This is a genomic window from Achromobacter arsenitoxydans SY8 (genome assembly GCF_000236785.1).
Classification (GTDB): domain Bacteria; phylum Pseudomonadota; class Gammaproteobacteria; order Burkholderiales; family Burkholderiaceae_B; genus Achromobacter; species Achromobacter arsenitoxydans.
In genome coordinates this window covers 74,517-89,549 of the sequence record NZ_AGUF01000021.1, presented here as the reverse complement: position 1 = coordinate 89,549, position 15,033 = coordinate 74,517, and the positions used below count along the sequence as shown (strand labels likewise).

The 15,033-nt window shown below is 66.7% G+C and carries 10 protein-coding genes; 3 read left to right on the top strand and 7 right to left on the bottom strand.

Annotation, left to right across the window (positions count from 1 at the left end; all coding sequences use genetic code 11):
• Positions 1-11: 11 nt before the first annotated feature.
• Entirely contained in the window at positions 12-500 is a 489-nt protein-coding gene (locus KYC_RS04625) for a sigma-70 family RNA polymerase sigma factor (protein ID WP_008159326.1), read from the bottom strand.
• A gap of 122 nt (positions 501-622) precedes the next feature.
• On the opposite strand from KYC_RS04625, the gene KYC_RS04620 reads away from it, so the two are divergent.
• Together KYC_RS04620 and KYC_RS04615 are read left to right on the top strand one after the other, a co-directional pair.
• Positions 623-1,636 (top strand): FecR family protein, encoded by a 1,014-nt coding sequence (locus KYC_RS04620; protein ID WP_043517538.1) that lies wholly within the window; start codon positions 623-625, stop codon positions 1,634-1,636.
• A 134-nt stretch (positions 1,637-1,770) separates the two neighbouring features.
• The gene (locus KYC_RS04615) at positions 1,771-4,230 is read left to right on the top strand and encodes a TonB-dependent siderophore receptor (protein ID WP_167310235.1); all 2,460 of its coding nucleotides are present in this window, start codon (positions 1,771-1,773) and stop codon (positions 4,228-4,230) included.
• A gap of 39 nt (positions 4,231-4,269) precedes the next feature.
• Here the strand turns inward: KYC_RS04615 and KYC_RS04610 are convergent, their stop codons facing one another.
• Positions 4,270-6,777, bottom strand: a complete 2,508-nt coding sequence (locus KYC_RS04610) for a DNA internalization-related competence protein ComEC/Rec2 (RefSeq protein ID WP_238531883.1) — start codon at positions 6,775-6,777, stop codon at positions 4,270-4,272.
• A 107-nt stretch (positions 6,778-6,884) separates the two neighbouring features.
• Here KYC_RS04610 and KYC_RS04605 point away from each other — a divergent pair, with 107 nt between their 5' ends.
• Positions 6,885-7,823 (top strand): LysR substrate-binding domain-containing protein, encoded by a 939-nt coding sequence (locus KYC_RS04605; protein WP_043517537.1) that lies wholly within the window; start codon positions 6,885-6,887, stop codon positions 7,821-7,823.
• A gap of 33 nt (positions 7,824-7,856) precedes the next feature.
• Here the strand turns inward: KYC_RS04605 and KYC_RS04600 are convergent, their stop codons facing one another.
• The 5 genes from KYC_RS04600 to KYC_RS04580 are packed head-to-tail and all read right to left on the bottom strand — an operon-like array spanning position 7,857 to position 14,679.
• Entirely contained in the window at positions 7,857-9,401 is a 1,545-nt protein-coding gene (locus KYC_RS04600) for a M81 family metallopeptidase (RefSeq protein WP_008159314.1), read from the bottom strand.
• Positions 9,402-9,412: 11 nt separating this feature from the next.
• The gene (locus KYC_RS04595) at positions 9,413-11,005 is read right to left on the bottom strand and encodes an ABC transporter substrate-binding protein (RefSeq protein ID WP_043517535.1); all 1,593 of its coding nucleotides are present in this window, start codon (positions 11,003-11,005) and stop codon (positions 9,413-9,415) included.
• A 45-nt stretch (positions 11,006-11,050) separates the two neighbouring features.
• On the bottom strand, positions 11,051-12,901 hold the full coding sequence (locus KYC_RS04590; RefSeq protein ID WP_008159309.1) for a dipeptide ABC transporter ATP-binding protein: 1,851 nt from the start codon (positions 12,899-12,901) through the stop codon (positions 11,051-11,053).
• A 3-nt stretch (positions 12,902-12,904) separates the two neighbouring features.
• Entirely contained in the window at positions 12,905-13,738 is an 834-nt protein-coding gene (locus tag KYC_RS04585) for an ABC transporter permease (RefSeq protein ID WP_008159307.1), read from the bottom strand.
• On the bottom strand, positions 13,738-14,679 hold the full coding sequence (locus KYC_RS04580; RefSeq protein WP_043517533.1) for an ABC transporter permease: 942 nt from the start codon (positions 14,677-14,679) through the stop codon (positions 13,738-13,740). The genes KYC_RS04585 and KYC_RS04580 overlap by 1 nt, the downstream gene beginning before the upstream one ends.
• Positions 14,680-15,033: the final 354 nt, after the last annotated feature.

Genomic DNA, 15,033 nt, shown 5'->3' with positions numbered 1-15,033 from the left:
GGGAAAGCCGCTCAGGTCGGGTCGATGTGCTGGCGCGTGCGCATGTAAAGCCGGCAGTGCTTCATCGCGCGGGCGATGTGCTTTTTCACCATGTCGGTCGACGTGCCCAGCCGGTCTGCGATGCAGCGATGCGACAACCCTTCCACCTGGCGCAGCAGAAAAGCCGTCCGGCAGGCTTCCGGCAACGAACGCAGCGCGTCATTGACCAATTCCAGCTGTTGCTTGCGGTACAGGTCTTCGTCGGGCGTCAGTGCAGTGTCGGGCGCGATATCGTCATGCAACGGCTCGCACTCGCGCCGCGTGCGCCGGCGGTGCAGGTCCACCGAAAGGTTGACGGCGGTCTTGAAGAGAAAAGCCCGGGGCTGTTCGACTGCGCTCTCCGGACTGCGGCCCAGGACGCGGACGCAGGCGTCGTGTGCAACGTCCGCCGCATCGTGGGAGTTGCCCAGGGTGCGGTTCAGAAAGCGCAATAACTCACCGTAATATTTTTCGACCGCCATGCCTTTGCATCGGGCAGACCCGTATTTTCAGTGTTTTGCAGAGGCGTCGCAGTGGGGCTGGAGCTACACTAAACGCCCGACTACCCATTGCTCCCCGTTGTGCCTGACGGCAATTCTATCCCATGACTGCGCCCTCTCCGCCGCAATTTTCTTGCTCGCCGGATGACGAAGCCATTACCGCGCAAGCGGTGGATTGGTGCGTGCGCCTGCATGACCAATCCCCAACCGCCGCCGACCTTGCCGCCTTCGAAGCCTGGCGCCGCAGTGATCCGCGCCATGGGCAGGAGTACGACGAAGTTGTTCAACTGTGGGATCTGACGCGCACACTCCCCTCGCCGCCCATGGGGTCCGGCGCAATGCGAAAAGCCGACGCCCGGCGGCCGCTTCAGCAAAGGTGGAAGTCCGCGGCGCGGTATACATTGGGCGCTGCCGCCAGCGTCGCCGCCATTGCAGTCGCGGGCTGGTCCATCGGCTGGCTGCCTTCGGACTACCAATCCTATGGCGCCCGGCAATCCGCCGCCATCGTCTCATTGCCCGAGGGCTCGGTGGTCGAACTGAACGTCAACACCACCGTGACGTTCATGCAGTACCGCGATCGCCGCGAACTGCGAATGACTCGGGGCGAGGCCTTCTTCAATGTGAGCCACGACGCCGACAGCCCACTGACAGTCCACACCCCCGCCGGCGGGATCACCGTGACGGGAACACGCTTCAACGTTTGGGCGGATGAAGATCGAACGGTGGTCACACTGATCGACGGCTCGGTTTCCGTGCGCACCGCGGACAACATCCAGACCGTCCAGCTGCGGCCCGGAATGCAGGCGGTGCTTCAGCAACAGTCAAACATCAGCGTGGACAGCGCGGCGCAAGTTGAAGACCTGCTCATGTGGAGGCAGGGCAAGCTGGTGCTGAACGATTTGCCGCTGCGCGAAGTTGCGCGCTTGTTGAATCACTATCTGCCTGCGCCGCAGCGCATCGTCGAGGTCGCCCCACAAGTCGGCGACCTGCGCCTGGGCGGCACCTACGACATCGCTGAGGTGCCTCGACTGCTTGACCGGCTACCCAAGGTGCTTCCCGTCGCCGTGCGCAAGGATGGCGACGGCAAGATCCGCCTCCTGGCGCCGCGCCGGGGCTGAATTTCCTCTGATTCATCCACCCTCACAGCCCCTTGGTTTCAACTAGTTACAACAAACCTGGTTCCGTTTGCGTTCCTGAGTCGTCTTAGGAACAAGAACGATTATCAATGTTGTTGCTTAACCTTGGAACCGCCGTGGCCCCTTCATCCCGCAACGCCCGCCATGCCTGCCGCATCCGGCGCGCCGCCTTGAACCTGAGCATTTCTGCTGCGGCCATCACAATGGCCGGAATCCAGCCGGCGGCATGCGCCGCGCCAATACCCGTGAGCATCCAGGCCCAGCCGCTGGCCTCCGCCTTGATCGCGCTGGGGCGCCAATCCAACCTGCAGATCCTGTTCAGCCAGGACCTGGTTCGCGGGCTTCAGGCCAATGCCGTCAACGGCACGATGGAATCCACGGACGCGCTGAACCAGCTGCTGGCCGGCACCCAGCTGACGTTCCAGATCAGCGGCAACAGCGTCACGATTGTTCCGGCCGCGACGCCGGGCGGCGTCACGACGCTGTCGCCGATCTCGGTGACGGGCCGCGTGGAATCGGCCACCGGTCCGGTGGACGGCATGGTGGCCCGCCGCAGCGCCACGGGCACCAAGACAGACGTCAGCGTGCTGGAAACGCCGCAGTCCCTGAGCATCATCACCCCCGACCAGATGGACGTGCAGGGCGCCACGAACCTCGAACAAACCGTGCGGTACACGCCAGGCATCCGCAGCGAGATCCTGGGCGCCGGGACCGAGCGCGACAAGATCTACATCCGCGGTTTCGAGCCGAACTACTACCTGGACGGCATGATGCTGCCCTACGGCGCCGCCGGCCAGGGCTCGCGCATTGAGCCCTACGGCCTGGAGCGCATCGAAGTGCTGCGGGGGCCCTCTTCCGTGCTGTACGGGCAGAACCCGCCCGGGGGCATCATCAACATGGTGAGCAAGCGCCCGACCGCGGAACCGCTGCGCGAAATCGCCCTGGAAGGCGGCAATTTCGACCGCCGCCAGGTAGCCGCCGACTTCAGCGGTCCGATCGACGAGGAAGGCAAGTTCCTCTACCGCCTGACCGCGCTCAAGCGCAACAGCGACACGCAGGTGGACTACGCGCGCGACGACCGCGACTACGTGGCGCCCAGCTTCACCTGGAAGCCGTCCGCCGCCACCACGTTGACCGTGCTGGGGCAGTACCAGCGCGACGACGCCGACGTGTCGGTGATGTATCTGCCAGCGTGGGGCACGCTGTACAAGAACCCATACGGCGACATCCCGCGCGACCGCAACATCGACGAGCCCGACCACGACAAGTTCAAGCGTTACTACCGGTCGATCGGCTATCTGTTCGAACATCACTTCAATGACAAGCTCACCGTCAGGCAGAACCTGCGCTATGCCGACGTGGACGTCACGGCCTATTCCGTCTACGGCACCGGCCTGATCATGAACCCCGTCACGCAATTGCCCAGCGACTACCGCACGCTGTCGCGCTACCAGTGGGACGTGGACCGCTACCAGTCGTTCTTCACGCTGGACAACCAGGCCCAGGCCAAGTTTCAGACAGGTGCGCTCAGCCATGACCTGCTGCTGGGCCTGGACTACAAGCGCGCCACGCTGGACCAGACGGTGCACGGCGGCGTCGGGCCCACCATCGACATCTACAACCCGGTCTATCACGACATCGGCCGCGGCGCGAAGGTGGTGGACGGCTACGAAGAGCAGCATCAGATCGGCCTGTACCTGCAGGACCAGGTCAAGCTTGAGCGCTGGCTGCTGACGATGGGCGGACGCTACGACTGGACCGACAAGACCAACCGCAACCGCCTGACCAACGTCAAGACCACCTCCGACGACAACGTCTTCACCGGCCGCGTGGGCCTGACCTACCTGGCGGAGTCCGGCCTGGCGCCGTACGCCAGCTATTCGACATCATTCGAGCCGGTATCCGGCACCGGCTATGGCGGAACGCCGTTCGAGCCCACCAAGGGCCGCCAGTACGAAGTGGGCGTGAAGTACCAGCCTCACAACTCCAACAGCCTGATCACCGTGTCGGCCTTTCATCTGACGCAGGAAAACGTGCTGACGCCGGACATCGAGCACCGCAACTGCGCGCTCTACCCCGGCACTTGCGGCAACTTCAATGAGCAGACCGGCGAAGTCGAAGTGAAAGGCCTTGAATTCGAGGGCCGCGCAAGCCTCACCGACAGCCTGAACCTGATCACGACATACGCCTACACCACCTCGGAGATCACGCGCAGCAACACCGCCAGCCTGGGCAAGCAACAGCCGCTGATTCCGCGTCACCAGGCGTCGGCGTGGGCGGATTACACGATCGGCGGCGGACCGCTGGCCGGCCTGCGCATCGGCGGCGGGGTCCGCTACGTGGGCACGTCCTACGGCGACAGCACCAACACGCTGAAGACGCCGTCGTACACGCTCGTGGACGCCGCCCTGCAATACGACCTGGGGCAGTTGAGCTCGCAGCTCAAGGGCGCGCGGGTGTCGCTGAACGTGAACAACCTGTTCGATCGCCGTTATCTGACGACGTGCGCCGCCATCAGCGCGTGCTTCTACGGCCCGGGCCGCGTGGTCGTGGCCCAGGTGCGCTACCGCTGGTAGCAGACACAAGCGCGTCGCCGGGCCGCGCTTCAGTATTTCCTAGCGCCCGTGCCAGTACCGCCCGCTCCGCTCCCGCTGCGCCCACACCTCCAGCCCGTCAGCACTGGACTCCGCCACGACAGCCCCGTCGCGGTCGCTGCGCCAGAACCGGGCTCCGGCGCGCATCCATCGCAGTTCCACGGCGCGCGCCGGGTGGCGGAAGCGGTTCAGGCGGCCCGCCTGCGCGATGACATGGCTGGCCTGCGCAGCCGCGACCAGCTCCCTGCCGGAGGATGACCCCGATCCATGGTGCGGAGCCAGCACCACATCCGCTGGCGCCAACCCCTGAGCCGCCAGCTCCCGCTCCTGCGCCACGCCCACATCCCCGGTCAGCAGCAGGGAATGCCGCTTGCCGTCCACGCGCAGCACACAGCTATCGGCATTGCGGTCGTTCGCCTTGGCGCCGCCGCCGGGCGCCGGATGCAGGAACGTGAACACGACCCCGTCCGCCTCCCAGCCCGCACCGCGTTCGCAGCGCGCCATCTCCATGGGCAGGACCGGCTGTACGTTGCCCGCATCCGGCCACATCCTGGCGTCGCGCCGCAGGAAGGCGGGCAGGTCGAACGACGCAAGGCTGCGCGCCACCGGCACGGCCGCCAGCACGGCTCGCGTGCCGCCCACGTGGTCCAGGTCCGCGTGCGACAGCACCAGCACATCCAGACGCCCGATGCCGCGCGCCTGCAGGAACGGCGCGACCACGCGCTCGCCCGCGTCGCTGCCGCCAAAGCTGCGGGGGCCGGCGTCGAACAGCAGCGACTGGGTCGCCGTTTCCACCAGGATGGCGCTGCCCTGCCCCACGTCCAGCGCGCTCATGCGCCAATGGCCAGGTTCCGGCCTGTCGGGCCGCCAGAACAGCAGGGGCAGCATGCAGGCCCAACCTAGATGCCGCCCCGGCCAGCCGCGCGCCTGCAGCGCCCAGGCCATTCCCGCCACCGCCAACAGCAGCCACGGCCAGCCCGCCGCCGCGACAGGCATGCTGGCCCAGCTTGCGTTGCCTACCCATGCCACCGGCGCCATGGTCAGGTCGAAGGCGGCCAGCCCGCCCTGCCCCGCCAGCGCGGCAAGGCCGTCCAGCCCCGGAATGCAGGACAAGGCTGCGCACAGCAGCGCCAGCGGCGTCACGATGAACGTCACCGACGGAATGGCGACGGCGTTGGCCAAGGGCGATCCCAGCGACACCTGATGGACCAGGAAGGCCAGCAGCGGCATCAGGCCCACCGTCACCATCAGCTGCAGCCGCGTCGCCTGCGCCAACATGCGCCCGCACCGCTGGCCCCAACCGGCGTCCGGGTCGGACGGCGCGGCGGCCACGCGCAGCAGCACCGCCACCGCCCCGAACGACAGCCAGAAGCCCGCCGATACCGGCGCCCACGGATCCAGCGCCACCACTGCCGCCGCGGCGCAGGCCAGCACCCTGCCGGCCGACAGCGGCAAGCGCGACAACGCCGCCGCCAGCACCACCATCAGCATGAAAAACGTGCGCCTTGCGGGGACACCCCAGCCGGCCAGCAAGCAGTAAAGCAGCGCGACCACCGCCGCCATCGCGCCGCCCGCGATGCGCGCGGGCACGCGTTCGGCCAGCCCCACGCCCCGCCACCGCACCCGCCGCCACAACGCGGACGCCAGCAGACCCGCGATCCCGGCAATCGACGTGACGTGCATCCCGCTGATCGACACCAGGTGCGTAATGCCGCTGCGGTTGAAGATCCGCCAGTCGTCGCGCGACACGCCCGCCTGATCCCCGATGGCCAGCGCGATCATCACAGAGGCATAGCGGTGCTGACCCAGCGCCGCCCGCATGCCTTCACGCACATGGTGGCGCGCCCGCTCTATTGCGATGCCGGGCGTGGCCCATGGCCGGTCCGCCAGCAGGACCGGCTGCCCACGCACGGTGCCGGTCGCGCGCACGCCAGCAGCAAACAGGCGGCCTTCGGTGTCCGGCCCCGCAGGATTGAGCAGGCCCTGCGGGCGCCGCAGCACCAGCGCCATGCGCCAGACCTGGCCGGGCAGCACCTGCGGCACGCCCTGATTCGCGCCCGTTCCCGCCTGCCAGGCGACCTGGATACGCGCCGGGATGCCCGGCTGCGCGGGCTGGTCCAGTTCCGCCAGGAAGCGCTGGCGCTGGGCATCGCCGTCGGGCAGCTCCGCCACACGCACGACAAGCCGGGAGACCTGGTCCTGGTGCGCATCGGCCAGCGCGTCGTTCAGACGGTGCTGGGCTTGCAGGGCGGCGTTGATAACGCCGACGGACAGCCCCAACACCAAGGCCGCCAAAACTCGCAAGACAGGATGGGCCAACCCAGCCCACACAGCGCAGGCAACCGCGCCGGCAGCCGCCGCCAGCCACAGCGCGACCAGCCCGGGCAACGCCGGCTGCACCTGCACCAGCCCGGCGCCGGCGACGAATGCGAGGCAGAACGATCGGCCCGTGATGGCGCTCTCCCGAAAAAAGGAAAGCGTAAGTCGCGGCCGAACGGAGCAGCTCTTGAAGTGAACGGATTCATCCACGCCGGACGACCCAGGACGCTGGCGCGCCCCGAAATCCTGTCGTGGGACATCAGCGCAGACGCATGCTTTCCGTTAGTATGGAGCGCGCCGCAATCCTACCCGCCGCCATGCTCAATACTGCCCTGCGCTATTTTCTTGAAGTCGTGGACTCGGGCTCGCTTACCGTGGCCGCGCAGAAGCTGCACGTGGCGCCGTCGGCGGTCAGCCGGATGGTGCGCAAGCTGGAAGAAGAGCACCAGACGCTGCTGTTCGACCGTCACGCGCGCGGCATGGTTCTGACCGAGGCCGGGCAACTGTTGAAGGCCTATGCCCGGCGAGCCTCGCTGGAGGCCGAACGCGCCCGCGCCGAGATCCGCGACCTGAACCATGTGGGACAGAAGCTCATCCGCATTTCGGCCAACCAGGCCTTCGGCCGCGAACTGCTGCCGCGGGTCATCGGAGAATTCCGCGCACTCGAACCGTCGCTGCGGTTTGACCTGAATATCCTGCAGTCCTCGGAGATCAACCGGCGCGTGCGCGAAGGCGAGGACGACATCGGCATGAGCTACAACCTGTCCCCGCCCCAGGGCGTGCACGTGCAGTACGCGCGCCGCATGCCGGTCATTGCGGTCATGGCGCCGGACCATCCGCTGGCCGGCCGCAAGACCCTGTCGATGCGCGATATCGGCGACCACCCCGTCGCGCTGATGGGCCCGGGCAGCACCATCCGCTTCATCATCGACCTGTGCTGCATGCACGAGAAGATCGAACTCAACGTGGCCATGACCTGCAACAACCAGGGCGCGATCGAGAACAGTTGCCGGCGCTGGGGCGCGATCAGCTTTTCCGGCGACCTCACCGTCATGAGCTCGACCGAACGCGGGGAATTGATAAAGATCCCCATGTCCAACACCGAGCTGCATCAGCGCAATATGCATATCCAGACGATGGCGGGCCGGCAGCTGCCGTCCAGCGTCACCCGCTTCGTGGAAGCGCTGGGCGCGCACATTGATGCCGCCTATGCCGATCCTGCCTGGATGGCTGCCCGGCTGGACACCGGCCGATAGGCGCGCCGCCTGGGGCGGGCGCCGCACGCTTTTCTATTCCCCCAGATCCGCCGCCCAGTCCGGTTCGCGCCAGGCGGCAGCATCGTCCAGCGGCCAAACCGGCCGGGGCAGCCGCTTGAAGTGGATCTGCTTCAGGTTCGGCGTGGTCAGCCCCGGACTGTCCACGTCGTGGATGCGCTCGTCCGGGAAGAACTCGTCGAAACCCGCACGATAGTGCCCACGGCTCTTGACGATCAGATGCCCGGCCTGCGCGATGTCGATGCCATGCAGCTCCAGCATGGCGGGCTCGGCCAACTGGCGGCGCAGGCTGCCGACCACCACCTTCATGCCCGAATCCAACAGCTCCAGCACGCAGCTCACGCCCATCGAGAACTTGCGCCCGCGCAGGATGCCGCGCCGGCCCATGCCTTCGCCGTCGGTCAGCTTCAGCACCCGGGCGCGCGCCGTGTAACGGTGCGAGTACTCGGTCTCGACCTGGTTGAACACCGCGTCGAATTCCGCCCCGACGCCCAGTTCCGCGGCCCGCGCGGCCAGGGCGGGATCGACGAACACCCCCAGCACCACGCCGGGGATACGCGCCTGGTCGAACGCCCGCAGCAGCCAGGTGGTGTTGCCCCGCCCGCCACCGCCGGGATTGTCGGCCACGTCCGCGAACAGCAAGGGCTGCGCGGCGGCGCGGGCCAGCTCCACGGCGCGCGCCACGTCCACGGTATTGGCGACATAGCGGCCCCGGTCCGCCCAGCCAGCACGCGCCACCTGCATGGCCGTGCGACGAGCCGCCTGCAGGTCTCCGCGCGCGGTGACCGTGATGGTCACTCCGCATTTGGGCAGGTCCGAAAACACGAAGCCCGAACACACCGCCACGTTGGCGATCGGCCCATCGCCGCGCTTCTGCGTCAGGGACGCGCCCAGCGCTACCAGATCCGCGTAAGGTCCGCTGGCGGTCAACAGCGTGACGGAAGGCGGCGTCAGGGGCAGGCGCACATAGGCCGTGACCATGCGCGTGCCGTCCAGGATCTCGCGGATCATGTCGGCCGCTTCCGCCGCCCGCTCGCGCTGGTCCACGTGCGGGTTGGTGCGGTAGGCGATCAGGCCATCCAGCGCGTCCACGGTTTGCGCCGAGACATTGCAGTGCAGGTCGTGCGTGGCCACGATGGGAACGTCAGGCCCGACGATGGCGCGCAAGAGGCGCATCAGCGCCGCCTCGGTGTCGTCCTCGCCTTCCGCGGACGAGGCCCCATGGTTGGCCACGTACACCGCGTCCACGGGCATGGCGGCGCGCAGGCGCTGCTCCGTCCCGGCCAGGAAGGCCGCCCAGACGCTGGCGCTGGCCGGACCGCCCGGCGGCGCGCCGATCACGATCAGCGGCGCCGGCGTCCAGCTTCCCGTCTGGTTCATACGGTCATAAAACCCCGTCACCTCGCTGGGCAGGCGGCTGGGGCCGCGCGCGAGCTCGGAGATGGCCTCGCCCTCCTCCCAACATTGCGCCTCGAAATCGGCCTCGACCGACAGCGGGCAGAATGCATTGGATTCCAGGTGAAAGCCAAGAATGGCGACCTTTGGAGCCTTGCTGCTCATACGAAACTCCTTCAGGCCTTGTGCAACGTGTAGAACAGCGACATCTGGGGCTGGAAGTCCTTCCAGTCGCGGCGCAGCGCGCTGACCGGATAGCTCGCGCCCAGCGGGATGTAGGGCACATCCTCGAACACCTGCAACTGGATCTCGCGGCAGATCTTCTTTTGCGTTTCCAGGTCGGGCGCGTTGAACCATTCCAGGCGCAACTGCTCCAGGCGTTCGCTGGTGGGCCAGCCGAACCAGGCCTGTTTGCCGTTGCCACGCAACGGCAAGTGGCCCGCCGGGTCCAGGTTGTTGGGACCGGTGTTGCCCGTGAACGCGACGCTCCAACCGCCCGCCGTGGGCGCTTCCTGGTTGTTGCGTCGCTGGACAGCGGTGCCCCAGTCCATGGTCTGCAAGTCAACCTTGAAGCCCAGACGCTTGAACAGGTCAGCCGTCACCAGGGCGGCGGCATGCCAGGTCGGGAAGTCCACCGGGTCCAGCAGCACCACCGTCTCGCCCTTATAGCCGGCCTCCTTGATGGCCGCGCGCGCCGCATCAATATCGCGCTTGCCGGTCAGCTTCTCCATGCCCGCGTCGCTGTCCATGGGCGAACCCGGCACGAACACGCCGCAGCGGTCGCTCCAGTATTCCGGGAAGTCGGCGCCATTCATCGCCGTCATGTATTCGGTCTGGTTCACCACGCTGAGCACGGCGCGCCGGATCGCCGGATTGTCGAACGGCGCGTGCAGATGGTTAAAGCGCATCACGCCGATGGTCGGCAGGCTGCGTTTGACCAGCTGGATATTGGGGTCCTGGCTCAGGATAGGCAGAAAGTCGCTGTCCACCATCTCGACGCCGTCGACCTCGTTAGCCTGCAGCGCCGCGATGGCCGTGGCGCGGTCCGGAATGATGTGCCAATGCACTTCGTCCACGTGCGCCACCTTGGGCCCGGCCGTGAACACGGGTTTCCTGTCGTCCTTGCGCGGCGCGTAGCCAGCGAACTTCTCATACACCACACGCGAACCCGACACCCACTTGCCGGCGGCAAAGGTGAAGGGACCGCTGCCGACCATATCCTTGACCTGCTCGGTCTCCGGCAGCTTGGCCAGACGTTCCGGCATGATGCCCGCCATGTTGCCCGACTGGCGGCCCAGCGCGTGAAGAATCAGCGGGAAGGGTTTCTTGAGCTGGAACTGGATCGTCTTGTCGTCCAACGCCGTCAGCGATTCAGTCGACTGCATCAGCGACCGGCCCATCAGGTCCTTCTTGGCCCAGCGCTGGATGCTGGCCACGGCGTCCTGCGCGCGCACCGGCGCGCCGTCATGGAACTTCAGGCCGTCGCGCAGGGTGATCTTCCACAGCAGGCCGCCGTTCTCGCTGACGTGGCCGGCGGCCATCTGCGGGCTGGGCAGGTACTGCTCATCCAGCCCATAAAGCGTGTCGAACACCAGTTGAGCGTGCACCTGGGTCATGGCCACGGTGGTGAACATGGGGTCCAGCAAAGTCAGGTCCGCCTGGGGCACCCAGCGAAACGATGATTTCGCGGGCGCCGCCCACGACAGTCCCGGCAATGCCCAGGCGGCCGCCGAAGCGGAAGAGGCCAGCAAGAAATTCCTACGATCCATGTTCTATCTCCAGGATAAAAATGAAAAAACGACGTTCTGTTGCCGCTAGTACGCGCCGCCGATACGGTGCCGCGCCACGAAATGTCCATCACCCACCTGCACCAGCGGCTGCACGACGGGCTCGTCGCCCACCGCCCGCGCCGGACTGGGCAGTTCGCTCAGTTCCAGCGCGGCGCGGCGCCGCTGGACGGGATCCGCGATCGGCACGGCTTGCATCAGCTTCTTGGTATAGGCGTGCTGCGGATTCTCGAAGATCGCCTGGCGCGGTCCGATCTCGACGATCTGGCCCAGGTACATCACCGCCACCCGGTGGCTGATGCGCTCCACCACCGCCATGTCGTGCGAGATGAAGAGATAGCTCACGCCCAGGTCACGCTGCAGGTCGATCAGCAGGTTCACGATCTGCGCCTGGATCGACACGTCCAGCGCGGACACCGATTCGTCGGCGATCAGCACCTTGGGGTCGACCGACAGCGCCCGCGCGATGCAGATGCGCTGGCGTTGTCCCCCGGAGAATTCGTGCGGCCAGCGCCGCATCATCGACGGGTCCAGCCCCACTCGCTCGAATAGCTCCGCCGCACGCCGGTCCGCCTGCGCGCCGCTGTGCAGGTTGTGAATCAGCATTGGCTCCTTGACGCACTCCCCCACCCGCATGCGCGGGTTCAGCGAGGCGAAGGGATCCTGGAACACGAACTGCATGTTCCGGCGCAGCGCCAGCAGCGATGCCGGATCGTCCTGGCGCACGGGCTTGCCCTGGAATTCGATCGTGCCGCGCGTGGTCTTGGTCAGACGCAGCAAAGAACGTCCGGTGGACGTCTTGCCGCAGCCGGACTCGCCCACCAGGGACAGCGTCTCGCCCGCATGCAGGTCGAAGCTGACCTGCTCCACTGCATGCACCCGCTTTTTTACCCGGGCAAACACGCCGCCGCGCACGTCGAAGCGCGTGACCAGGCCGCGCACGCTCAGCACCACTTGGTCCCCGGCGACTTGCGCAGGCGGCGTCGCCGCCTGTCCCGCGTCCGCGTCGGACAGCAGCGGAAAGCGTGCCGGCAGCGTCGTGCCCTGCATCGCGCCCAGCCGCGGCACCGCGGCCATTAACGCCTGCGTGTACGGGTGCTGCGGCGCCTTGAACAGACCTTGCACATCGTTGTTCTCGACCACGTCGCCGCGGCGCATGACCATGACCCGGTCCGCCACCTCCGCCACCACACCCATGTCGTGCGTAATGAAGATGACGCCCATATCCATCTCGCGCTGCAGCTCGCGGATCAGTTGCAGGATCTGCGCCTGGATCGTCACGTCCAGCGCGGTCGTGGGTTCGTCTGCGATCAGCAGCGCCGGCTTGCAGGACAGCGCCATCGCGATCATCACGCGCTGACGCATGCCGCCGGACAGCTCATGTGGATAGCGCCCCATAATGGCGGCCGCGTCCGGGATCCGGACCTGGTCCAGGACCCGCCGGGCTGCGGCCGCGGCCGTCCTCGCGTCGCCGGGCTGGTGCAGCCGGATCGCCTCGACGATCTGCGAGCCCACGGTGAACACCGGGTTCAGCGACGTCATGGGCTCCTGGAAGATCATGCCCAGATCGTTGCCGCGCATAGCGCGCATGCTGTCCTCGGAGGCCGCCACCAGATCCACCGATTGCCCGGCCCCCCGATGGAAGGTCATGCGCCCGCTTTCGATGCGGCCACCGCCAAATTCCACCAGCCGCATGACCGCCAGCGAAGTCACCGATTTGCCCGAGCCGGACTCCCCCACGATCGCGAGCGTCTCGCCGCGGTCCACGTGCAGGCTCAGGGACTTGACCGCGCGGAACGCGCCGTCGCCGCGGCCAAAGGCAACCGACAGGTCTTCGATCTCCAGCACGCGCCGGCTTTGTGTCGTTGTCTTGTTCATGGTTCAGATCCTCTTGGCCATGCGCGGGTCCACCGCGTCGCGCAGTCCGTCGCCCAGCATGTTGATCGCGAGGATCGTGATGGACAGGAACACCGCCGGGAAAGCGATCAGGTGCGGCTTGATCTGCCACAGCGCGCGCCCTTCGGCCATGATGTTGCCCCACGACGGCACCGACGGCGGCACGCCCGCGCCGATGAACGACAGGCTGGCCTCGGCCAGGATCGCCACACCGCAGATGTAGGTGGCCTGCACCATCAGCGCGGCCAGCGTGTTCGGGAAAATGTGGCGGAGGACGATGCGCAGCCGGCTGGCGCCTGCGGCCACCGCCGCCTCCACATAGGGCTGTTCGCGCAGCGTCAGCACCAGGCCGCGCACCAGTCGCACAACGCGCGGCACCTCGGCGATGGTGATCGCGATGATCACGTTCTGCAGCGACGCGCGGGTCAGCGCGATCAGCGCGATAGCCAGCAGGATCGTCGGGATCGACATGAAGCCGTCCATGATCCGCATCACCACCGCATCCACCCAGCGCACGAAGCCCGCCGCCAGGCCGATCAGCACGCCGATCACGGTGGACAGCGCCGCCACGGTGAAGCCCACGATCAGCGATACCCGGGCGCCGTAGATCACCCGCGAATAGACGTCGCGTCCCAGCAGGTCCGTGCCGAACCAGAACTGCGCATTCGGCGAGCGCGTGCGGTGGATAGGGGACAGCGCCGTCGGGTCTACCGTTCCCAGCCACGGCGCACACAGCGCCACCAGGAACAGCAGCAGGAGCAGCGCACCGCCGACCGCCGTGGTCGGATGCCGCTTGAGAAAGCCGGTAAAGGTATTCATCAGTACTTGATCCTCGGGTCAAAGGCGCGATAAAGCAGATCGACCAGAAGGTTGACCAGCACGTACATGAAGCTGAACAGCAGAATCACCCCCTGAATGACCGGGTAGTCGCGCCGCAGGATGGCGTCGACCACCAGGCGCCCCAGGCCGGGAATGGAGAACACGGTCTCGGTCACCACCGTGCCGCTGATCAGCAGGGCCACGCCGCTGCCGATGACGGTGATGATGGGCACCGCCGCGTTCTTCAACGCGTGGCGGAACAACAGGCCGCGATTGCCTACGCCCTTGGCCCGCGCGGTGCGCACATAGTCCTGGCTCAGGGTTTCAAGCAAAGTCGCCCGCGTGATACGGGTAATCAGCGCGACGTAGACGCTGCCCAGCGCCAGAGCCGGCAACACCAGCGTGTGCACGGATGCCCAGAAACCCGTGGAGAGCGGTACGTAGCCCTGCACCGGGAACCAGCGCAGTTGCAGGCCGAAGATCCAGGCCAGCAGATAGCCCACCGCGAACGAGGGCACGGAAAAGCTGAACACCGCCAGGACCATGATGCCCCGGTCCTGCACGCGGTTGTGCTTCCACGCCGCCAGCGCACCGATGGGGATGGCCACCACGACCGAGACGATCAGCGTCATCAGCATCAGCGAGAAAGTCGGCAGCAGCCGCTGGCTGATCATGTGGCTGACGGGCAGCCCGGTGAACAGCGAAGTGCCCAGGTCGCCGTGCAGCACGTTCCAGCCCCATTCTCCGAAGCGGTGCAGGAACGGCTGATCCAGGCCCAGCGTCGCGCGGATGCGCGCGATGTCCTGCGGCGTGGCGTCCTCGCCGGCCAGCAGCGCCGCCGGATCGCCTGGCGCCAGGTCCAGCAGGCCGAATACGAACAGCGCGACAAACAGCATGACGGGCAACGTCATGAGCAGCCGTCGCAATGTGTACGAGAGCATTGATTCCCCTTGTCTATTACCGGCCCGGTGCAGTGCCCGGCCGAGATCCCGAAAAATCGTCCTGCCTGAGAGCGCAGAACGACTTGCGGCGAATTCTAGATAGCGGGGAGGTTTCCAACCATATCAATATTCTTTAAAAAGCATTGCCTTAATTAGAATTCTCTCGGAAAGCCTTGGCGGAGTTGGATATGCGTGCGGCAAGTGCGAACGGCGGCTAGGGAATTCCCCTAGCGAAAAACGGGCCTGCGGCTCAGGGCTGTCTGGCGCTGTCCAGGATGGCGGAGTACCAGCGAGATACGGCGCTGCCGCGGCGACCTGATCGGAGAAATATTTCTGAATCCTGTGCATCCAGAC

What these genes read in the sequence shown, in the direction of transcription:
- KYC_RS04625 (WP_008159326.1), bottom strand. Translation starts at nt 500, where the DNA reads ATGGCGGTCGAAAAATATTACGGTGAGTTATTGCGCTTTCTGAACCGC.
- KYC_RS04620 (WP_043517538.1), top strand. Translation starts at nt 623, where the DNA reads ATGACTGCGCCCTCTCCGCCGCAATTTTCTTGCTCGCCGGATGACGAA.
- KYC_RS04605 (WP_043517537.1), top strand. Translation starts at nt 6,885, where the DNA reads ATGCTCAATACTGCCCTGCGCTATTTTCTTGAAGTCGTGGACTCGGGC.
- KYC_RS04600 (WP_008159314.1), bottom strand. Translation starts at nt 9,401, where the DNA reads ATGAGCAGCAAGGCTCCAAAGGTCGCCATTCTTGGCTTTCACCTGGAA.
- KYC_RS04595 (WP_043517535.1), bottom strand. Translation starts at nt 11,005, where the DNA reads ATGGATCGTAGGAATTTCTTGCTGGCCTCTTCCGCTTCGGCGGCCGCC.
- KYC_RS04590 (WP_008159309.1), bottom strand. Translation starts at nt 12,901, where the DNA reads ATGAACAAGACAACGACACAAAGCCGGCGCGTGCTGGAGATCGAAGAC.
- KYC_RS04585 (WP_008159307.1), bottom strand. Translation starts at nt 13,738, where the DNA reads ATGAATACCTTTACCGGCTTTCTCAAGCGGCATCCGACCACGGCGGTC.
- KYC_RS04580 (WP_043517533.1), bottom strand. Translation starts at nt 14,679, where the DNA reads ATGCTCTCGTACACATTGCGACGGCTGCTCATGACGTTGCCCGTCATG.